Here is a 21,523-nt window from a genome sequence, read left to right on the forward strand (position 1 = left end):
TTAAAGCCTTTAAAATAGGGAAAGTTGATTGCTTTCCGGTAAGCCGCGGAAGCAGCCCATGCCAGTCAGCAGCTCAATAACCGTCTTACTTGCCTTTGATTTCTGCTGGAAATCTTCAATAGACAGGAACTCTCCAGCATCTTTCGCAGCAGCTATGTTGATAGCAGCATTCTCACCAATTCCCGCTAATGCGGAAAACGGAGGAATCAAACTCTTGTCATCAACAATAAACTTATTCGCTTCTGAGCGGTAAAGATCAATGTTTTTGAATGTAAACCCACGTGCCGTCATCTCCAAAGCCATCTCAAGGACAGGCAACATAGCCTTTTCCTTAGGCAAAGCCTGAAATCCTTTTTGCTCGATTTCTACGATCTGACGGTTGATGGCTTCATACCCCTTACAGCACAATTCAATATCAAAATCTGCTGCACGTACAGAGAAATAAGTCGCATAATATTCAATAGGATGATACAGCTTGAAGTAGGCGGTACGTACTGCAGAAATTACGTATGCAGCAGCATGCGCCTTCGGGAACATGTATTGAATCTTCAGACAAGAATCAATATACCATTGTGGGACCTTGCACTTTTTCATTTCCTCGATCCATTCGTCAGACAAACCTTTACCTTTACGAACACTCTCGGTAATTTTAAAGGCCAAGCTCGCATCCATTCCCGCTTTATAAATTAAGAAGAGCATGATGTCATCACGACAACCGATAACGGTCTTAATGTTACACGTGTTATTCTTTATAAGCTCTTGAGCGTTACCAAGCCAAACTCCAGTACCATGAGACAAACCTGATATTTGCAGTAAGTCAGCAAAGCTGGACGGCTTCGACTCAATAAGCATTTGACGTACGAACTTGGTCCCCATTTCGGGCACACCATAGGTCGCAACCGGTGATCTGATTTCGTCAGGTCTCACTCCAAGTGCATCTGTAGAGTTAAACATGCTCATTACTTTCGGATCATTCATCGGGATAGAAGTTGGATCCACACCTGTCAAATCCTGCAGCATCCGCATCATCGTCGGATCATCATGACCCAGAATATCAAGCTTCAGCAAATTCGCGTCAAAAGCGTGATAATCAAAGTGTGTGGTCTTCCATTCAGCATTGACATCATCCGCCGGGAATTGTACTGGCGTAATATCTTCTACCTCCATATAGTCTGGAACAACGACTATACCACCCGGATGCTGTCCCGTACTACGTTTAACGCCTGTACAGCCAGCCGCCAGACGGCCAACTTCAGCTCCACGCCAACGTTTCTGGTGCAGTTCTTCGTATTTTTTTGCAAATCCGAAGGCTGTCTTCTCAGCTACGGTACCAATCGTTCCGGCACGGAATACATTTTTCTCACCAAACATTTCTTTGGTAAAGTTATGTGCATTCGGCTGATATTCCCCTGAGAAATTCAAGTCGATATCGGGAACTTTATCCCCTTTAAATCCAAGGAAGGTCTCGAACGGAATATCCTGGCCTTCACCTTTGAGCTTCTGACCGCAATCCGGGCAGACTTTATCTGGTAAATCGAATCCGCTCCGCACACTACCGTCCAGGAACCATTCACTATGGCGACACTCGGGATCTAGGCAAATATAATGCGCAGGCAAAGGATTAACTTCTGAAATCCCAAGAAATGTAGCGACTACAGAAGAACCTACGGAACCCCGCGAGCCTACGAGATACCCATCCTGATTTGATTTTTTTACGAGACGTTCAGAAATCAAATAGTTGGCAGAGAACCCGTATTTAATAATCGGTGCAAGCTCTTTCTCCAAACGGGCAATAACTACCTCAGGCAGCTCTTCACCGTAAATGGATTTGGCAGTATTGTAGCAGGTCTCGCGAATTTCTTCGTCCGCCCCGTCAATAATTGGTGTAAATAGCTTATCTGGAAATAGCTCCAGTTCTTCAAAACGCTCCGCCAGCTCAACTGTATTTGTGACAACGACTTCCATCGCTTTTTCAGCACCGAGAAATTCGAATTCAGACAGCATTTCATCTGTTGTGCGGAAGTGTGCATCCGGTTTGCGTTGGTCTTTAAGCGGACTAAAGCCCGTGATCCCATTAATCGTAATATCACGATACAGCTTGTCCCGGGGTTCAAGATAATGCACATTCCCCGTTGCGATAACAGGTTTATTCAACTGTTCCCCTATTTCGCAAACCTTCCGGACTACATCGCGAAGCTCATCCGGGCCTGCTACAAAACCCTTGTCCACCAAGTGCATGTACATGGTCAATGGCTGAATCTCCAGCACATCATAAAAATGAGCAACCTCCATGGCTTCCTCAGTCGTTTTGTTGAGTACTGCTTCAAAAAACTCTCCACGTTCACAACCGGAAATCACTAGGAGTCCATCTCTATGCTCTTCCAGCTTAGATTTTGGAATACAAGGTACACGTTTGAAATATTCCGTATGTGACATGGAAATGAGCTTATAGAGATTTTTTTTGCCTATTTGATTAAGTGCATAAATATTACAGTGGAACGGTCTTGTGTTCGAAAGATCATTACCCACATAATCGTTTAGTCGATCAAGGCGGGTCATGCCCTTCATCTTTTCAGCATCTGCGAGCAATCCTGTTAATATACCGCCGAGTGCTATGGTATCATCAATCGCACGGTGATGGCTTTCCAGAAGAACTTTATATTTATCGGCTAATGTGTTCAGCCTGTGATTCTTCATGCTTGGATATAGTAAGCGAGCGAGCTCAAGCGTATCAAGAGATGGATTCGGAAGATCAGGTTCACCTATTTTACGTAACGAGGCCTGAATAAAACCCATATCAAACCTGGCGTTATGAGCTACAAGGATACTGTCACCCACAAATTCAACAAACTTACGCAGTACTGGTTCAAGATCAGGAGCATCCTTAACCATTTCATCCGTAATATTGGTCAATTGCTGAATATGATAAGGGATTTTCTCATGCGGATTAACAAAAGTAGAATAACGGTCTACTTCTTTGCCTTCGCACATTTTAATGGCCGCCAGCTCCGTAATATTATTGCGGGTAATCGATAAACCCGTGGTTTCTATATCAAACACTACATAGGTAGCTGTCTTCAAGTCCAAAGGCTGAGCATTCTCGACAATATTCACAGAGTCATTCACAACATTAGCTTCCACACCATAAATCATTTTTATCTTATGCTTATGAGCTGCATGGTTTGCATCAGGAAAAGCCTGAACGCCACCATGATCAGAAATAGCAATCGCAGGATGACCCCACTGGGCAGCTGTTTTGACATAGGTAGTGATCGGAGTGACCGCATCCATCGTACTCATCGTAGTGTGAAGGTGGAATTCCACCCGTTTCTTAGGAGCAGTATCTTTACGTGCAGGCGGTGCCTTAACTTCCGTTAAATCCGAAGGGATCATCACGAGCTCAGGAATCTGCATAAAACGGTCATATTCTACTTTTCCGCGTGCTCTTACCCATTTGCCATTAGCTAGCTGACTCATAACCTTCAGATCATCTTTAGTCTTCGCGAACATCTTCATTTGTAGAGAATCCGTAAAATCGGTCAGACTGAAAGTGAACAAGGTACTGCCATTGCGAAGCTCCTTACGATCCAGACCAAAAATGGTACCCTGAATTGTAATTTTCTTCTCTTCATCTTGAATTTCAAGAATCGGCACAGCCTGTTCCTTAATTTCATACCCCACTTGAAGCTTAATTACTTCATTAGGATCGCTATCATCAGCAGGAGCTTCTGTTTCAACAGCAGTCATCATCTGCTCAACAATCTCGCGTTGTTCTTGCTGAAGCTTTTGCTGAAATTCTTCGAATGCTTCAACATTATTATTTTCGTTCTCCGCCATTAGTAATTTAACTTTTAAGGAGAGACCGAAATACTTATCATAAAATTTAATAATTGCTCCATCGATGCCTTTTTTGCGAGCCAGCTCCATCGAAGTGGAATCACTCATCGTTAACATTAAAGTATCCTCTTTAAGCTCCTGTGAGGAGCGGGTCAGCCAGCCGTTTACCGATGGAATCTCCCGATGCACCCACTCCAGAAACAGTCCCCAATATTCTTGGACAAGCTCCGCTCTACTAACCTTCTCATCATATAGGAACAAAAAGCTTACTTTAGCTATATGCTGTAGCTTCTCCCGCATTCTAAGGCTAAATGTCCGATATACCTGTGCTGGAACCAGACTTTCTTTCGTAATAACGATTTGCCAGTCCCGGTTGCCGCGACTGATCTCAACACGTTCTATATACCCGTCTAAAAAGTAGGGATCCATGATTGCAGGCGGAATTTCACCCTGCTTCATCAAGAGCTCGAACCTTTTTCTTCTCTCCTGGTTTTGTTCCATGCTTTCCTCCCACCTTTAATAACCCAGTTAAAACTATCCATGATATACAGTGAAAGTACAATATGATAAGAAGAAACGATGTTGTCGCCTTTTAAAGACGATAACTGTTTCTCGTAAAAATATAAGGATAATTTATAGCGAATTCCTATAAATTCTTATATTTTAAAAAGCTTCTGGTTTCAAAAAGCATTGGGTTCTTACGGCCCGCCGACTCCTCTCTCCAGAAGCTAAATTAAAATACTACAAGACTGTTGATCGGTGCCTAAAGATTAATATGCCTTTGCAAAAACCACAGTATGCTTGGCTGGTTGGCCACAGCAAATGCAGACTTGCTTAGTCTCCGCTGGATCAAAAGGAATATTGCGGCTACCCGCACCTGTCTCTTCCTTAACTTTGGACTCGCATTCTTCGGAACCACACCATCCAGCTAGAGCAAATCCACGTTTTTCATCCATCGAAGCCTTCATTTCCTCCAAGGAATCCACAGAATAGAAGTGGTCCTCGCGGAATTTCAGGGCACGTTCGAACATTTCGTTGTGAACCTGTTCAAGCATTGTTTGAACCTCTTCTACGAGGTTTTCCTGTTGAATAACCTTCTTCTCACCGGTGACACGTGAGACGAGAACGCAGACGCCATTCTCCATGTCGCGTGGTCCAAGCTCCAAACGTACTGGCACTCCACGCATTTCATATTCATTAAACTTCCAGCCTGGAGTAACATCTGAACGATCATCCACACGTACACGAACGCCAGCATTCTTCAATTCCTTGAACAGCTCGTCCGTCCGCCCAATCACAGCTTCGCGGGTCTTAGGAGGTCCGATAGGAATCATAATAACTTGCGTTGGAGCTACCTTAGGCGGCAGAACAAGACCGCGGTCATCTCCATGTACCATAATCAAGGAGCCAATCAAGCGAGTGGTTGAGCCCCATGAAGTAGTGTGTACATACTCCAAATTATTGTCACGGCTTAAATATTGAATCTCAAAAGCTGTGGCAAACTTGGTGCCGAGGTAATGTGAAGTAGCAGCCTGAACAGCGCGTCCATCCTTCATCATCGCTTCAATAGAATACGTATCTACCGCACCGGCAAAACGCTCGGAAGGTGTCTTTTGTCCAGTAATAACCGGAATGGCAAGATAGGTCTCGACAAAATCACGGTAGTTATCCAGCATCCGCATAGTTTCTTCACGAGCTTCCGCTTCATTCTCATGCGCGGTATGCCCTTCTTGCCAAAGAAACTCAGTCGTGCGGATAAATGGTAATGTACGTTTCTCCCAACGAACCACGTTCGCCCATTGATTGATAAGTACAGGAAGGTCACGATAAGATTGAATCCATTTAGAGTACATGTGGCCGAACATGGTCTCTGAAGTAGGACGAACTGCGAGACGTTCCTCAAGTACGTCACCACCCGCTTCTGTTACCCATGGCAGCTCTGGATTAAAGCCTTCAATATGATCCTTTTCCTTCTGAAAGAAACTCTCTGGAATGAACACTGGAAAATAAGCGTTTCGATGCCCAGTTTCCTTGAGGCGACGGTTCATTTCCTCCTGAATATGCTCCCATATTTCATAGCCTTCTGGCTTAAATACAATACAGCCACGAACAGGAGAGTAATCCATCAAGTCTCCTTTTTTAATAACATCAATATACCAGCGTGAGAAATCCTCGCTTTGCGGCGTGATTTCCGTAACGAATTGTTTATCTTTAGCCATGTAATGGAATGCCTCCCGAAGAAAATTAGCCGCTGATCAAACGTAAAATATCATTATACGTAACAGCAATCATTAATAAAAATAGCAGTGCAAAACCTACAAAGTGAACCATGCCTTCATGACCCGGATCCACAGGTTTGCCACGCAGTGCCTCAACACCTAGGAATGCCAGACGGCTTCCATCGAGTGCCGGAATCGGCAAGAGGTTAAATATCCCCAGATATAGACTCAAAATAGCGGCCCAGTATGTAAGATACTGAATACCTTGTTGAGCAATTTGACCGGTTACCTCAAACGTACGAACCGGACCTCCAATATCATCCATATTGAATTTATTGATCAATTGTTTAAAGCCCAAAAAGATAGCTTCTGTCGTATCAACCATAGCTTTTCCTGAACCTGTTATCGTCTCGCCAAAACCAGCTTTACGAGTAGGTAGCTCAGGAGTGATGCCTATTTTACCGCCTTCTTGTCCTTCCATACTACGAGGAACTAGCTTAACGTTAAGGGTTTCTTCTCCCCGTTGCAGCGTCCAGTTCATTTCTTTACCTTTGGACTCCGAGGTCAAGCTAATCATTTTTTTGTAATCAGCACCGATTTTCTCACCATTGATGGAGACAATGATATCGCCCTTTTGGAGTCCTGCTTCTTGCGCCGGCATTCCTTCGGAGACGTCGCCAATCTTAACAAAAGTAGGATTTTCAACTTGAATCCCGACCATTTGCAAATGAATGGCGAAGAGTACAAAGGCTAACAGAAAGTTCATCACAGGACCCGCAACGATAGCCAACGCACGCTGACCCACGGTCTTGCTGCCGAATTGACGATCTTTAGGTGCAATTTGTGTCTGTTGCGTCCCTTTAATCATCATCGCTTGCGGATGAACATCATAAGTAGTAACTTCTCCGTCCACATCTAAGGTAATCTGCAATTTATCTTCGAGATCGGTACTCAGCGCCTCACCACGGATAACATTTCTACGGGTGTCTAGTGCATCCAGATAAATGTTTTTAACTTTATTGTCTTGTCCGAGCCTTACCGCAATGGTCTGTCCAGAACCAATCTCGACAATCTCAGGATCTTCACCAGCCATGCGGGCATAACCGCCAAAAGGCAGTAAGCGAAGAGTGAACTGAGTCTCATTCCGTTTATAAGAAAACAGTTTCGGACCGAAACCGATAGCAAATTCCCTCACGAGAATACCGGCGCGTTTGGCAAAATAATAGTGACCCCATTCGTGTACAGTCACAAGTACAAAAAACATGAGCACCGTTAAAAAAACGACCTGAACCATTTCCAAACGTATCATCCCCCTTTAGGTGTAAGACCGAAGTATGTCCTCTTAATTTATCATTATTCTCCGATCAGGCACAAGAGAATCAACTGTCCCAACCTATTTTTAGGGCAAAGTAAGTATTTCCAGTCAAGCAATAACGCCATCAGTGTTCCTTAAGGAGACGGTACGCGTTTACGCGAGAAATATAAGGATAATGTATAAAGTGAAACTTATACTTTCTTATATTTTTAAAAGGAGATCTTTCTACGTTCTACAGCGTAGCTGCCAGCTCTCGAACACGTCTATCACAGGATTCAATTTGTTCCAGATTCGGATTATGCTCGTTATTATGACAATCTAGCACTTCTCCGATAATCTCCTCAATACGCAGGAACGAGATCTCATGACTTAAGAATCGGGCAACTGCTATTTCGTTCGCAGCGTTGAAAGCAGTAGTCGCCGTTCCACCAGCTTTTCCGCAATCTATCGCTAGCTTCAGTGCAGGGTAACGTTCAAAGTCCATTTCACGGAAGGTCAAACGTCCTATCTCAGCTAACGACAAACGCTGTGCCGGAGATTCCCAACGATCTGGATAAGTAAGTGCATATTGAATCGGGACACGCATATCGGGATTGCCAAGCTGGGCAATAATACTGCTGTCACGGAATTCAACATAAGAGTGAATGATGCTCTCCGGGTGCAGCAGCACATTCACTTGTTCATACGGAAGACCGAATAACCAATGCGCTTCAATAACCTCTAAGCCCTTGTTCACCATTGTAGCAGAATCTATCGTTATTTTCGCGCCCATGCTCCAATTCGGATGACGAAGCGCATCTTCTACCGTCACATCCTTAAGCTGATCACGCGTAAAGTCACGGAATGAGCCGCCGGATGCTGTTAAAGTGATGTAGGCAATATCTGAGATATTCTCGCCATTGAGACATTGATATATAGCTGAATGCTCACTATCAATCGGCAACAGCTTAACTCCCTTACGATTAGCAAGATCAGTGACCAAATGTCCGGCCGTTACTAATGTCTCCTTATTGGCGAGTCCAATATGTTTGCCGGCTTCAATTGCCGCTAGTGTTGATTGAAGCCCTACGCTTCCCATAACAGCCGTTACGACCATTTCGGCATCGCCGCCAGCCGCCACTTCAACAAGCCCTTCATTCCCGCTGTAAAGCTCTATACCAGAAGGTAGGCTGGATCTAATCTCATCTGCCAGCTCTTTCGTTGCCACAGAGACTCTACGCGGGTTAAAACGACGAACTTGCTCCAGTAATAATGCTGTATTTGTTCCGGCCGCCAAGCCATCTACTTCAAAAGAGTCTGGGTGCATTGCGATGACATCTAGAGTCTGAGTGCCGATCGAACCCGTCGAACCTAGAACACTTATTTTTTTCATAGTTATACTCTCTCTCCCTTCGTTTAATAGTAAGGCATAAGCATTACAATATGTACGAATGGAAATACGATAATCCAGCTGTCACATCGATCAAGAATACCGCCATGCCCTGGCAAAAGTGTACCTGAGTCTTTAATGCCATACGCACGTTTATAAGCTGACTGCACAAGATCTCCAAGCTGTCCTAATATCGCACAAGAAAGCCCAATAAGCAATGCTCGTCCTATCGCCAAGTGTTCAGGAGCAAGCAGCGCAAACACGATAGAAATAAGCATCGAGATCAGTACCCCGCCAACAGCACCTTCCACCGTTTTGTTAGGACTGATGGCCGGCCAGAGCTTGTTCTTGCCAAAGCTTCTGCCTACAAAATATGCCCCCGCATCACTGCCCCAAATGCAGAACAGGAGCAAAAAAGTCCAGAACAAACCATGTCCGTCATCCGATGCACGAGCCACGGCCATATAAGAGAAGCCCATTCCAATGTATACAATACCAGTAAACAGCAAGGCTGTTACTCGAATATCTAATTTATTTTTAGTGAAAACGGTGACCAGAAGGAACAATAACAGCAGAATCCAAATCCCTTGCTCCCAGGACAGCGGCTCAGAAACACCAAGCAAATTCCATGGGATCATGAAGCTTAGAATAGCTGCGTAACCCAGAAAAGTAGTACCGGAAAGCGTAGGAATACCTATCATTTTGACAAATTCATAAAAACCTATAAGAGCCATAGCAATAAGCAGAACCTGATACGGCCAGTTTCCCAGTACACATAACCCTAAAAATAATACTCCGGCAACAATTCCGGTAATCAATCGCTGCTTCAAAGGTTCCATCTCCTAACAAGCTACTTCAGTCCACCATAACGGCGTGTTCGTCGTTGATATTCAGCAACGGCCTGATGCAAATGCTCTTTGTCGAACTCAGGCCAGTACACATCAGTAAACCACAATTCACTATAGGCAATCTGCCATAACATAAAATTGCTAAGCCGAATTTCTCCACTTGTTCGTATCAACAAATCAGGATCGGGTAAACCAGCAGTTAATAGTCTGTTGTTAATCAACTCTGATGTAATTTCTTCTGGCGACAATATACCAGCTTGGATATCTTTCCCTAAACTGCGCATACAGCCTTCTATTTCATTGCGTCCACCATAGTTAAGAGCAAAATTTAAGATCAATCCAGTATTCTCTTTTGTTCGAGCTACCGCCTCTTCCATAGCCTTACGGGTATATGAAGGTAAAGCGTCAGCGTCACCCATCATGCGTACTTGAACATTCTTCTCGATTAGCTCATCAAGCTCAATCGCCAGAAACTCCCCAGGCAAACGCATCAAGTAATCGACTTCTTCTTTCGGGCGTATCCAGTTTTCTGTCGAGAACGCATACATCGTTAAGTATTTAATACCTAATTCGTCTGCAGCGATCGTAGCACGTTTGACAGCCTTCATGCCGTTTTGATGACCCATAACGCGCGGTAAGCCGCGCCGTTTAGCCCAGCGTCCATTACCATCCATAATCACAGCCACATGCCGGGGAATGTTATCCGGTGAAATCTCGACTGACTGTTGCCTGTCTTTACGGCTCAGCCACGCTTGAATCCGTTTGATCATTTCCGTTTCCTCCAAGCTCTTATCAGAAAGAGACAAACCCCACCATTAACGGAGGGGCCTTAAGTCTCTTGAATATCATTAAACTTCCATAATCTCTTTTTCTTTGGAGACAAGCACTTTGTCAACTTCGGCTATGAACTTATCCGTTGTTTTTTGAATGTCTTCCTGATGGCCACGGGACTCATCTTCAGAGATACCGTTTTTCTCCATCTTTTTAATATCATCGTTGGCATCACGGCGAATGTTGCGGATCGCTACTTTCGCTTCTTCACCAAACTTCTTAGTCAGCTTAACCAAGTCCGTCCGACGCTCTTCAGTCAGCGGAGGGATAGAAAGACGAATAATGGTGCCGTCATTGGCTGGCGTCAATCCGATATCGGATTTCATGATCGCCCGTTCAATATCAGACATCGATGTTTTGTCCCACGGCTGAATCAACAGTGTCCGGGAATCCGGAGTACTTATGTTGGCCAGCTGATTAATTGGAGTAGGTGCTCCGTAATATTCAACTTGAATACGATCGAGAAGCGATGTTGTTGCACGTCCTGCACGTAATGTTGCCAAGTCACGTTTCAGCGATGAAATCGCTTTGTCCATACGCTCTTCGGCATTTTTTTTGACCGATTGTGGCATTAATCTACACTCCCTTTAACAATCGTTCCGATCTTCTCACCGAGAACGACACGTTTGATATTGCCTTGTTCTGTAATGGCGAATACAATGAGCGGTATATTGTTATCCATGCATAAAGATGAAGCTGTTGAATCCATAACACCGAGGTTTTTATTCAGAACATCCATATAAGTAAGCTGTTCGAATTTCTCAGCTGTACTATCTTTGAACGGATCAGCAGAATATACTCCGTCAACCTTATTTTTCGCCATCAGAATAACTTCTGCTTCGATCTCTGCCGCTCTAAGTGCTGCAGTAGTATCTGTTGAGAAGAATGGGTTACCTGTGCCTGCTGCAAAAATAACAACCCGGCCCTTCTCCAAGTGGCGAATCGCACGACGACGAATATATGGTTCAGCAATTTGCTGCATCGAGATCGAAGTCTGCACTCTTGTTGGCACATCAATTTGCTCCAATGCGTCCTGAAGAGCAAGTGAGTTCATTACTGTTGCCAGCATGCCCATATAATCTGCAGTAGCGCGATCTATGCCGCTTGCGCTGCCCGCGATCCCGCGCCAAATGTTACCCCCGCCACAAACAATTGCAACCTGAACGCCAAGTTCTACAACTTCCTTGATCTGTTCAGCGATGGAAATAATCATGTCGGCATCAATACCATATCCGTTTTGTCCTGCCAAAGACTCTCCACTTACCTTAAGGACTACTCTCTTAAATACCGGCTGTTCCAAATGTATACCCTCACTTTCTGCAAAAGACGGAACACTACGTGTACGTGTTCCGCTCTTCTGATGCTTGCCTTTATTCAATTCTTCATATTTATGATGAAGCTATTATTGATTAACTTGTGCCATAACTTCTTCAACAAAGTTATCCACTTTCTTTTCCAAACCTTCGCCTAGTTCAAAACGAGCAAAACGACGGATCGAGATGTTTTCTCCGATGGTGCTGATTTTTTCATTCAACAATTGGGAGATTGTTTTGTCTGGGTCTTTAACGAAAGTTTGCTCAAGCAAGCAATATTCTTCGTAATATTTACCAATACGTCCTTCAACCATTTTTTCAATGATTTTCTCAGGCTTACCTTCGTTCAAAGCTTGAGCTTTCAGGATTTCTTTTTCTTTTTCAACATCTTCTTGTGGTACTTCTTCACGACGAACATAACGAGGGTTTGCTGCAGCGATTTGCATAGCGATATCGCGAGCAAATTCCTTGAAGGAATCTGTTTTACCAACAAAGTCAGTTTCGCAGTTGATTTCTACAAGTACACCAATGCGGCCGCCAGCGTGGATGTAAGATTCTACAACGCCTTCAGTAGCAATACGTCCTGCTTTGTTTGCTGCTGCGGACAGACCTTTTTCACGAAGCAATTCTGCTGCTTTAGTAATATCGTTATTAGCTTCTTCAAGCGCTTTTTTACAATCAAGCATACCAGCGCCTGTTCTTTCACGAAGTTCTTTTACTGCTTTTGCATCAACTGCCATTGTTTATTCCCTCCAGGTAATTGTCGTTTTCTTACATTATTCGAGGCCTTTATCCTAAAAAAAGGGCAGTGAGAGGTTATCCACCTGCCAACCACCCTTTTCATTTAAGTTCTTGTATGTGCTAGTCGCTACTTAAGCAGTAGTTGTGTCTTCGCCTTGGTGAGCTTCAACAACAGCGTCTGCCATTTTACCAGTCAACAATTTAACAGCGCGGATAGCGTCGTCGTTACCTGGAATTACGTAGTCGATTTCGTCTGGATCACAGTTAGTATCAACGATAGCTACGATTGGAATACCCAATTTGCGAGCTTCTGCAACTGCAATACGCTCTTTACGCGGGTCAATGATGAACAACGCGCTTGGAAGACCTTTCATGTTCTTGATACCGCCCAAGAATTTTTCAAGACGATCTTTCTCTTTGCGAAGAAGGATAACTTCTTTCTTAGGTAGTACTTCAAAAGTACCGTCTTCTTCCCAAGATTCCAATTTCTTCAAGCGATCAATACGCTTTTGGATAGTTTGGAAGTTAGTAAGCGTTCCGCCCAACCAACGTTGGTTAATGAAGAACATACCGGAACGTTCTGCTTCTTCTTTTACGGAATCTTGAGCTTGTTTCTTTGTTCCTACGAATAGGATTGTGCCGTTGTCACCAGCGACGCTTTTCACAAAGTTGTAAGCTTCCTCTACCTTTTTGACTGTTTTTTGCAAGTCAATAATGTAAATTCCGTTTCTTTCAGTGAAGATATAACGATCCATCTTTGGGTTCCAACGACGAGTCTGGTGACCGAAGTGTACCCCAGCTTCTAGAAGCTGTTTCATGGAGATTACTGCCATCTTCACACACCTCCTAAGTTTGGTTTATTGTGTGTCTCCTCCGCCATGCGTCATCTTTCAGCAAGACTTTCTTCAGAAGAAAGCACCCCTTGTCGAAATCAACCGGCGTGTGTTTTAACACCGTCAATTACTATACCATATTATCTCAGTGTATGCAACGATCACTTTAAAGTTATTAATTTCTCTATTATAGAGTCAATACTCTCTCCCTTATTAAAGCTATAAGAACCGGATTGAATTTTCGTATTAATCTTTCGTTTGTTTGCAGCCTCTAGAAAAGTAGACTTATCCTTAATGACTCCAGCCTTTGCCAAAATATCTGTTGTTGCTGTCAATGTGCTGCCAGATGGAATTCGAACGGAAACACTAGCATTTGCTGTGACTTTAGGCGTTACAGGAGCTACAGCGGTTGGAGCGGCACTGGCCTTTGGAGTGACCTGTGGCTGCTCAACCTTGCCGTCAGTAGGCGTAGATGGCTTCTTCGGCGCAACGGCTTTATCAGAGCTCTCAGGTACTGTAGGTGACACTACCGGCGTGGGGGAGGCTGCAGCAGCCGGCGCAAAGGGGCTGACATTCTCCTTGCTTTCTGCTGTCGGCCCCCCGGTCTCTGTGACTTCCTCTTTATTATCATTCTCAGTTTCCCCTGAGGAAAGTACTGCAGCTTCATCGATGACTTTCATATTCAGTTTCTCCGCACCCTGTAGAACTTGTTCTTTGGTAAGTGGAGCCGCTCCACCGGAGATCATTAATTGAAGTAATAAAGCGCCAGTAATTAGTCCAGTGCCTAGCCCGAACAAGAATGAACGGTTCTTAATCATACCGATTCCTCCTGTTTGGCAAGTTGCAGAATCAGTTGCACTTCCCCTCGCTGAAGTCCAGCTGTCTTGGCAATGGAGTCTATCGATTTGCCCTGCTCATGCAGTTCAAACAATCTTGGGTAACGTAATTTTATCGAACTAATAGGTTTCGCTTTCACATCTGGCGACACTGAACTCATCTCTGCTTGGAGAGACGGATCTTCGTTAACACCAACTTTAACCTTCGAACCTTGTTCAACCGACACTGCAAGTTCTTTCAAACTCTTCTCTTCCTCGGCCACTCGTGCTTCTAGCTTTAAAGAGCTGTTCTGCAACTCTACCACTTGACTCTGTAATTCATTAACCTGTCCCTGCAGTACATTATGATTAGTTTGCGATTGTTGTTTAATACTACTAACTAATTGTACCAGTTCCTCATTCTCGCGCTCTATGTCTGCCATATATAGCTCAAGCGCAGCCTCTGCATCTTTGAGGCTTTGCTGATTAGCTTTTCCTTCCTTTACACGTGTGGGAAGTAAAAGGGCATAAAGAATAGCGGCGACACCTACTAGCACAATATAAACCCATGGTTGCAAGTGCCTTATCTCCTTTTACATATCAGATGTAGATTCATGTAGATTCTTATTAAAGACTTAGATCAATGCGTTGGCCTTTGTAAGGATGCTCAGCATCACGGGTTGCAGGCGGGTTCGAATGTTTATCTGACGAAGAATTGCCACCTGAATGCTGATTGCCTTTTCCACCGCCATCCCGTAAAGCTGATTCAGAAGACTCATCCACTTCAGTGCTCCGCATGGCCAATTCCTGACTTTGTTTTACATTTTGCCCAGCCAATTGATGTTGGTCGATAGCAGGACGTTGCTGAGATTCATTCTGAAGCTTGCCCGCCTCCGTGGTGCGAGGCAAAGCAATTTGCAGTTCCACCGGTTTTAGGCTCATCTTAACCCTTCTCTCACAAGTAATGGCCGGCCGCAAATGCTGCCCGCCCGATTAATTGTACGGCGTTAAAGATATATCCCCATCACTGTAAATAAACACAACCCGCTCCGTAGCATCCTTAACAAATCGGGTATATCTGCCGATCATGATCTTTGAACCGCCATAAATGGTTTTGATAACCTCAACTCTCGCTCTACCTGTATCTTCTAACATTCTTTCTATCTCTAGCACTCGTTCTTTAATTCTTTTTTCTTCACGTTGATGGGATTGTTTAGTAGCATTTAATTTGACGCGAAGCGCCACTTTATCCGCAGGGAGCTGACCGTTAGTAGCCAATTGATTTAATAGATACAAAGCTTTAGAGGTTTTATCCTCGTTCTCCAGCAGCTGCCGCAGCTCTTGACGAAGTTCGTTAATCTCATTTCTAAGCTCTGGAACCACGCCTACCTCAATCACAGTCGCAGTGGACATGGTGTTACCTATAGTTCTTGCTACAACTCTTTCTCCAGACTGAACGATTCCACCCACTATCAAACCTTTAGAGCCGTTACAGATAACATCTCTACCAGCACGTATATTGGAGTGCATAATACTCTGAGAAACAATTACATCTTCCCCAGCGGTTACGTTTCCATCTTGAATGAAAGAAACCTTCACACTTTTTCCAGCGGTAACTTGGCCTTTGTTATATCCGATAATTCCACCAGTAATTTCAATGGAGCCCCCAGAGATTAACTCTGCACCTTCAACGCCGCCTACAACCCGAATATCACCGGCAGACTTTACCGTAAAGCCTGAAAGGACATTCCCACGTATGACGACTGTACCTACAAAATCAATATTTCCAGTGCCGTAATCGACATCACCATTCACTTCATATACAGGAAACACATTGATTTTCCCGTTATCAGTTAACGTGACCAGTCCATCAATCGCTGCGTACATCGAAGTGCCGTCATTATCAATGAGTACATTTTTCCCGATTTTAAAATGAGCTTCCTTTCCAGCCTTGAAAGCAAGCTCATCACCAGTTACAGTCATCCCTAGCTTTCCAGGCTGGGCAGGGATAATTTTAGCTATTAACTTTCCTTTAAGTACATTACGAAGCCGGACCAAGTCCTTATAGTCGACCTTACCATCCGCTTTCTCAAGCGGTTTGCGGTCCTCTTCCAGATCTACTGTAAGCATAACTCGTCCATCCGTGCCATGCACAGCAGGATAACCTGCAGCAATCGGAACTTTACTCCAAAAAAACTCCTCAGGATGACTACAAATACGTTCGACAACATCACTCTTGATACCGTAGCGAATATTGTGACTGTGCAGGAAGGCTTCCAGTTCTGTAGATGAGCAGGAAAAATTCTCATCCTTTTTGGAGAACTGCAAATACGCGATCCCTTTGTCCTCCGAAAAAGTTATACTCAAGTACTGATTCAAAGCATATTGACCGATCAAATTTTGCTCCCCCTTGTCACCGCTAACGGTTAATCGTTCTGCATAAGGAGATCACGGTTCTTCTCGAGCGTTCCCCTCAGCCGCAAAATAGCTTTGGAATGCAACTGCGAAATTCTTGAAGGAGATAACGACATGACCTCTGCAATCTCACTTAAAGATAAATCTTCATAATATAAAAGGGACACAACGGTCCTTTCTTTCACCGTTAATTTCTCAATACCTTTGGTGAGCGCTTCGCGCAAGTAGAATTCATTTACCTTGCTATCCGGATTCTTAGCTTTATCGTCCACCAGTATGGACATTCGGGTCTCTGATTCCTCTTCACGAATCGGGTCTTCCAGTGAGCAAAGTGACATCACAGCCACATCCTGCAACATATTTTGAAATTCCAGTTCACTAATATTAAGGTATTGGCTCATTTCCTCGTCACTAACTGACCTTAAGTGCTTCTGCTCCAGCTGCTGATAAGCGTCCTCGATTTTTTTAGCTTTTTCCCGAACGGATCTAGGTACCCAATCACTTTGGCGTAATGAATCTAATATCGCACCACGCACACGCCAGGACGCATAGGTCTGAAATTGCAATCCTCGTTTGTAGTCGAATTTCTCAATCGCATCAATTAGTCCCATAACCCCATTGCTGGCTAAATCATCTTTGGATACATTTTTGGGTAATCCCACAGCCAAACGACTGGATACATAATCAACAATATGGAGATAACTCTCTATCAGCTTCTTTTTGGCTTCAGGGTCTCTGTGTTCTTTCCACTGTTCCCATAGCTCGTCAGTTTCCAATTGAGAAGCTTTACGCTCGTTCAATAGCTTTCACCCTTCCCAAAGTTTAGTCAGCGAGCATTCGCGGCGAAATGTACCTTCCAATAAGATCACCGATTCCGCCTCAGCCCTCACTTATTCTTCTTTCAGGTGACGAACGGCCTTGGCCAATTCTTCAGGATCCTTCATCGAAACTAGCTTAGGAGGTGTAAGAGGCTTAAATCCCTCGCTATTCTCGTTTCCTTGTCCTGGCTTCGGTTTTAGTAGATTGATTAATTCTTCATCCTCATTAGGGGTGCTGATGTCCAGCTTCGCCCCAAGTTCTTCACCGCCAGTGTCCACTTCATCCGGAGGCGATGTTTGAATCATAATAAAACCCAATACCCATCTTAAGAGAAAAGCAAGCAGAAACCAGATGATAAATGCAATTAGGCTTCTTAATAAACTAGTACCCAATACATTGTTACTGTAGGTTACAAAAAAGGTAAATATGAAACCTACCAAACCCGACACCAAGTTTATCAAAATGTTTCCAATCATATTCATAATTATAGTTCCTTAGCGCCTTTTTGCACACTGCGAATAAACAATATACCAGTGTTGCAGGCTATTTCTATCGTACGGCCATAATTGCCGCCTGTGTCTTCTGCGATTAACGGAATTTTTAAATTTTCAAGTGCTAGTTTACAAGATTCAACATTACGAGGCCCGATCCTCATGGTGTCGCTCCCCCCGGCAAAGGCAAACATTTGTGAACCTCCGGCCATCTTGGCTACGATCCGGCTCCGAACTGCCCCAAGCTCTAGCAGACGGGATAAGAGCTCCGGCACTGCGGTATCTGCAAACTTAGCAATGTTTAACTGCCCTTCCCTAGCAATCTCAGATGATGGGAGCATCACATGCGCCATCCCTGCGAGCTTTTTTCCAGGGTCAAACAATGTTAATCCCACGCAGGAGCCAAGACCTGTGGTACGAATTAAACTATCTTGGCTGCCAACGTTAAGATCCGCCATCCCTACTTTAATAATGCTTTGTTCTTCAATCATTTTCAAAAGGAACTCCTAGCGATTTGAAGATTTTCGGGAATGATTCCGGATCGGGAATAAGGAAAAATTGCCCTTCAATTTCGTTTTTCCCCTCAAAGAAGGTAGTGTCGATCAACAATGCATCGTCCCCCATCTGCCCGAATTGCAGCAGACCGTAGCTAAGGATGGCGCCAGCCATGTCCATAGCAAGGGCCGGAACCGTTGGATACATAGAAAGTGAGGTGAAGTCTGCTAGAGAAGAAAGATATGAACCTGCCAAAATATTGCCAATTTCGCTTAGCGCAGAAAGTTCCATTTCTCCAAGCTCTTCATCACTCGACAGCTCAATGCCTGCAATACGACTAAGCAAGTTCATTGCCGCTTCTGGTGACAGAATGAAAAACAGGTTACCTGGAGCTTCACCCTCCACACGTAGAAACACCGCATATACTAGTTCTTCGGCTCCGCCAACTTTATCAGTAATTTCCTCAAAGTTAAGGAGCTGTACCTTAGGAACAGCCATATCTATCGGCTTGTTCAAGAGCTGTGATAATGCGGTGGCTGCATTTCCAGCTCCAATGTTCCCAACTTCCTTAAGCACATCCATTTTGAAATCCTTATAGTGCTTAAATAGTTCCACAGGTTAGCCCTCTAGGCTTTCTAATTGAACGATTTCGCTTTTGTTAAGCACTTCTGACAAGTTGAGCATAATCAGTAAGCGCTCGTCCCCAATCTTGGCCACCCCATCCAAATACTTTGCCTTGATGCCGCCAACAACATCAGGAGGTGTATCAATAGAATCTCTGTTCAGATCTATAACATCATTTGCAGAGTCTACAATGAAGCCTACTTCCATTTCATTAACAGATACGATGATGATTCTTGTCTGATCGGTGTGTTCAGCCTCTTCGATACCGAAACGGCCCCGAAGATCAATTACAGGAATAACAACACCACGTAAATTAATTACACCTTTGATAAATGAATAGGTCTTAGGTACACGAGTTATGGGCATCATACGCTCAATAGTTTGTACCTTTTCAACTTCAATTCCATATTCCTCTACGCCTAATTTGAACACTATCACTTTAATATCTTCAGCCATGGAATGAACCTCCCTGTTCTATCCTAGTTATTTAATAAAAGCGTTGGGATCAATAATAAGTGCTACTTGACCATCACCAAGAATGGTTGCGCCAGATATTCCTTGTACTTCAGGCAAATATTTACCCAAATTCTTGATCACAATCTCGTTCTGGCCAATAAAATCCTGTACCGCTAAGGCAACTAGCCTTTCTCCTTTACGCACAACCACGATTTCTGTTTCTTCTTCAGTACTCTCATCATAATCAGGCACCGAAAAGAGACGGCTAAGAGAAACCAGTGGAATATGCGAATCACGGAATTCCACCATTTTATTGCCATGAATTGTACGAATCTGGGATTGCTTCACGATTCCGGTTTCCACTATGGAGGTCAAAGGAATGGCATACTTCTCAGAGCCTAAACGGATAAGCATTGCAGCAATGATAGATAGAGTAAGAGGCAGCTGCACTGAGAAATTAGTTCCTTTACCTGGAGACGAATAAATCGTTACATTGCCGCCTAAAGAAGAGATCTTAGATTTCACTACATCCAGCCCTACCCCGCGGCCTGAAACATCAGAAATGACCTCTGCTGTACTGAAACCTGGTGCAAACAACAACTGAAAAGCTTCATCATCCGACATACTGGCTGCCTGCTCTTGTGTTATAACACCCTTCTTCACAGCAGATTTCAGAACCTTCTCTGGATAAATCCCTGTTCCATCTTCCTCGATCTCAATAAAGACGTGATTACCACTGTGGAAAGCCCGCAAATAGACCGTTCCGGTCTCCGACTTACCAGCAGCAACACGATCTGCAATAGATTCGATACCATGGTCAACTGCATTACGCAATAAATGCACCAGCGGATCACCGATTTCATCAATGACCGTACGGTCTAGCTCAGTTTCTGCTCCTGTGATGATAAGATCTACTTTTTTGTCTAGTGACTTGGCTAGATCACGAATCATACGTGGGAATCGGTTAAATACTGTATCTACTGGAACCATCCGCAGCTTCATTACAATATTCTGGAGATCTCCACTTACCCGGCCCATATGCTCAACCGTTTCCGTGAGATCACCGTTTTGAACCTCAGAAGCCAGCTGTTCCAAACGAACACGGTCGATAAGAAGTTCACTGAATAAATTCATCAACACGTCCAAACGTTCAATATCTACACGAATGGTACGTGACGGTGCCCCACCTGTTTTGTGAGTTGCAGGTTTGTTACCCTCTTCTTTGGTTGGCAGTGGTTTAGCGGCAGAAGCGGCAGGTGCAGCTGCTGCTGGCGCCTCAGTAGTCGTGGCTGCCACTTCAGAGGCTGCTGCTGCTTCCTGACCCAGCTGTTGCAGAGAATCTTGATCCAATGCTACTGCCGATACCTTGTCAATCTCAGACAGATTTAGAATCATAGCCTGAATTTGATCAGCACTTTTTTGAGTTATGTAATAGAGAGAGAAGCTTTGATCAAATTTCTCTTGTTCAATATCCTGAACGGATGGGAAGGATTTAACCACTTCACCTGAACGCTCCAAAAGATCAAACACCATATATGCACGTACTGCCTTAAGCTGACAATCCTTGCGAATGGTTACGTCCACATATAATACTTGATGTCCTTCTTGAATCGACTGTTCTAGAACAGAAAATTGAAACTCATCTAAATGAATCGGGGTTTCAACCGCTTGTGCAGCAGGTCCTGAGACAGAAGCTGCCTCGCCACCCGCAACAGGAATCTCTCCCCGGACTATAGCCTGTAAGGAGGAGACGATAGACGAGACATCCGCTTTACCCTCGCCTCCTCCCGTAATATCCTCAACCATAGACTCCAAGGCATCCAAACTTTTGAACAACGTATCAAAAATGAAATCCTGCATGCGCAGTTTGTTGTTGCGTACCAAATCAAGAACATTTTCCATTTGGTGTGTGAGTGAAGCCAAATCTTCAAAGCCCATAGTTGCTGCCATACCTTTTAAGGTGTGCGCAGAGCGGAATATTACCTGTACAATACTAATGTCCTCAGGATTCGCTTCCAGCCCCATCATGCTCTCGTTCAATGACTGCAGATGATCGTTCGACTCATCAATAAACATGGATAAATATTGGTTCATGTCCATCA

Annotated in this window: 20 protein-coding genes; all 20 read right to left on the bottom strand. The window is 44.1% G+C overall.

Going from position 1 to position 21,523, the window contains the following annotated elements; all coding sequences use genetic code 11:
* Positions 1–9 precede the first annotated feature (9 nt).
* The 20 genes from NSS82_RS20185 to NSS82_RS20280 all read right to left on the bottom strand — a co-directional run bounded on the left by NSS82_RS20185 (position 10) and on the right by NSS82_RS20280 (position 21,521).
* Positions 10–4,338, bottom strand: coding sequence for a PolC-type DNA polymerase III (locus NSS82_RS20185; protein ID WP_076100393.1), 4,329 nt, complete (start codon positions 4,336–4,338; stop codon positions 10–12).
* A gap of 269 nt (positions 4,339–4,607) precedes the next feature.
* Positions 4,608–6,056, bottom strand: a complete 1,449-nt coding sequence (gene proS, locus NSS82_RS20190) for a proline--tRNA ligase (protein ID WP_036688477.1) — start codon at positions 6,054–6,056, stop codon at positions 4,608–4,610.
* A 25-nt stretch (positions 6,057–6,081) separates the two neighbouring features.
* The gene (gene rseP / locus NSS82_RS20195; RefSeq protein WP_038571933.1) at positions 6,082–7,356 is read right to left on the bottom strand and encodes an RIP metalloprotease RseP; all 1,275 of its coding nucleotides are present in this window, start codon (positions 7,354–7,356) and stop codon (positions 6,082–6,084) included.
* 247 nt (positions 7,357–7,603) lie between these two features.
* Positions 7,604–8,743: a 1-deoxy-D-xylulose-5-phosphate reductoisomerase gene (locus NSS82_RS20200; RefSeq protein ID WP_036688483.1), complete on the bottom strand. Its 1,140-nt coding sequence runs from the start codon at positions 8,741–8,743 to the stop codon at positions 7,604–7,606.
* Positions 8,744–8,766: 23 nt separating this feature from the next.
* Complete coding sequence (locus NSS82_RS20205) at positions 8,767–9,570, bottom strand: phosphatidate cytidylyltransferase (RefSeq protein WP_076272323.1); 804 nt, start codon at positions 9,568–9,570, stop codon at positions 8,767–8,769.
* Positions 9,571–9,590: 20 nt separating this feature from the next.
* A complete protein-coding gene (locus NSS82_RS20210; RefSeq protein ID WP_036688488.1) occupies positions 9,591–10,358 on the bottom strand; it encodes an isoprenyl transferase in 768 nt (255 codons plus the stop codon).
* A 78-nt stretch (positions 10,359–10,436) separates the two neighbouring features.
* Entirely contained in the window at positions 10,437–10,991 is a 555-nt protein-coding gene (gene frr / locus NSS82_RS20215) for a ribosome recycling factor (protein ID WP_036688489.1), read from the bottom strand.
* On the bottom strand, positions 10,991–11,719 hold the full coding sequence (gene pyrH, locus NSS82_RS20220; protein ID WP_036688491.1) for a UMP kinase: 729 nt from the start codon (positions 11,717–11,719) through the stop codon (positions 10,991–10,993). Before pyrH ends, frr begins: the two co-directional genes overlap by 1 nt.
* 102 nt (positions 11,720–11,821) lie before the next feature.
* Positions 11,822–12,472 (bottom strand): translation elongation factor Ts, encoded by a 651-nt coding sequence (gene tsf / locus NSS82_RS20225; protein WP_036688492.1) that lies wholly within the window; start codon positions 12,470–12,472, stop codon positions 11,822–11,824.
* Positions 12,473–12,604: 132 nt separating this feature from the next.
* A complete protein-coding gene (gene rpsB, locus NSS82_RS20230; protein WP_036688493.1) occupies positions 12,605–13,306 on the bottom strand; it encodes a 30S ribosomal protein S2 in 702 nt (233 codons plus the stop codon).
* A 161-nt stretch (positions 13,307–13,467) separates the two neighbouring features.
* Positions 13,468–14,124, bottom strand: a complete 657-nt coding sequence (locus NSS82_RS20235) for an endolytic transglycosylase MltG (RefSeq protein ID WP_076272324.1) — start codon at positions 14,122–14,124, stop codon at positions 13,468–13,470.
* Complete coding sequence (locus NSS82_RS20240) at positions 14,121–14,699, bottom strand: hypothetical protein (protein ID WP_076272325.1); 579 nt, start codon at positions 14,697–14,699, stop codon at positions 14,121–14,123. The genes NSS82_RS20235 and NSS82_RS20240 overlap by 4 nt, the downstream gene beginning before the upstream one ends.
* A gap of 49 nt (positions 14,700–14,748) precedes the next feature.
* The gene (locus tag NSS82_RS20245; RefSeq protein WP_076127826.1) at positions 14,749–15,063 is read right to left on the bottom strand and encodes a hypothetical protein; all 315 of its coding nucleotides are present in this window, start codon (positions 15,061–15,063) and stop codon (positions 14,749–14,751) included.
* A 51-nt stretch (positions 15,064–15,114) separates the two neighbouring features.
* Positions 15,115–16,518: a DUF342 domain-containing protein gene (locus NSS82_RS20250; protein ID WP_076272326.1), complete on the bottom strand. Its 1,404-nt coding sequence runs from the start codon at positions 16,516–16,518 to the stop codon at positions 15,115–15,117.
* A gap of 29 nt (positions 16,519–16,547) precedes the next feature.
* The gene (locus NSS82_RS20255; RefSeq protein ID WP_036688498.1) at positions 16,548–17,336 is read right to left on the bottom strand and encodes a FliA/WhiG family RNA polymerase sigma factor; all 789 of its coding nucleotides are present in this window, start codon (positions 17,334–17,336) and stop codon (positions 16,548–16,550) included.
* Positions 17,337–17,426: 90 nt separating this feature from the next.
* On the bottom strand, positions 17,427–17,837 hold the full coding sequence (locus NSS82_RS20260) for a hypothetical protein (protein ID WP_370510564.1): 411 nt from the start codon (positions 17,835–17,837) through the stop codon (positions 17,427–17,429).
* Positions 17,838–17,839: 2 nt separating this feature from the next.
* The gene (locus NSS82_RS20265; protein WP_036688499.1) at positions 17,840–18,337 is read right to left on the bottom strand and encodes a chemotaxis protein CheD; all 498 of its coding nucleotides are present in this window, start codon (positions 18,335–18,337) and stop codon (positions 17,840–17,842) included.
* On the bottom strand, positions 18,330–18,923 hold the full coding sequence (locus NSS82_RS20270) for a chemotaxis protein CheC (RefSeq protein ID WP_370510568.1): 594 nt from the start codon (positions 18,921–18,923) through the stop codon (positions 18,330–18,332). Before NSS82_RS20270 ends, NSS82_RS20265 begins: the two co-directional genes overlap by 8 nt.
* Positions 18,924–18,959: 36 nt before the next feature.
* Positions 18,960–19,421 (bottom strand): chemotaxis protein CheW, encoded by a 462-nt coding sequence (locus NSS82_RS20275; RefSeq protein WP_036688501.1) that lies wholly within the window; start codon positions 19,419–19,421, stop codon positions 18,960–18,962.
* A 27-nt stretch (positions 19,422–19,448) separates the two neighbouring features.
* Positions 19,449–21,521 (bottom strand): chemotaxis protein CheA, encoded by a 2,073-nt coding sequence (locus NSS82_RS20280; RefSeq protein WP_076272327.1) that lies wholly within the window; start codon positions 21,519–21,521, stop codon positions 19,449–19,451.
* Positions 21,522–21,523 lie beyond the last annotated feature (2 nt).

Source organism: Paenibacillus sp. FSL H7-0735 (assembly GCF_038008505.1).
Classification (GTDB): Bacteria; Bacillota; Bacilli; order Paenibacillales; family Paenibacillaceae; genus Paenibacillus_AQ; species Paenibacillus_AQ odorifer.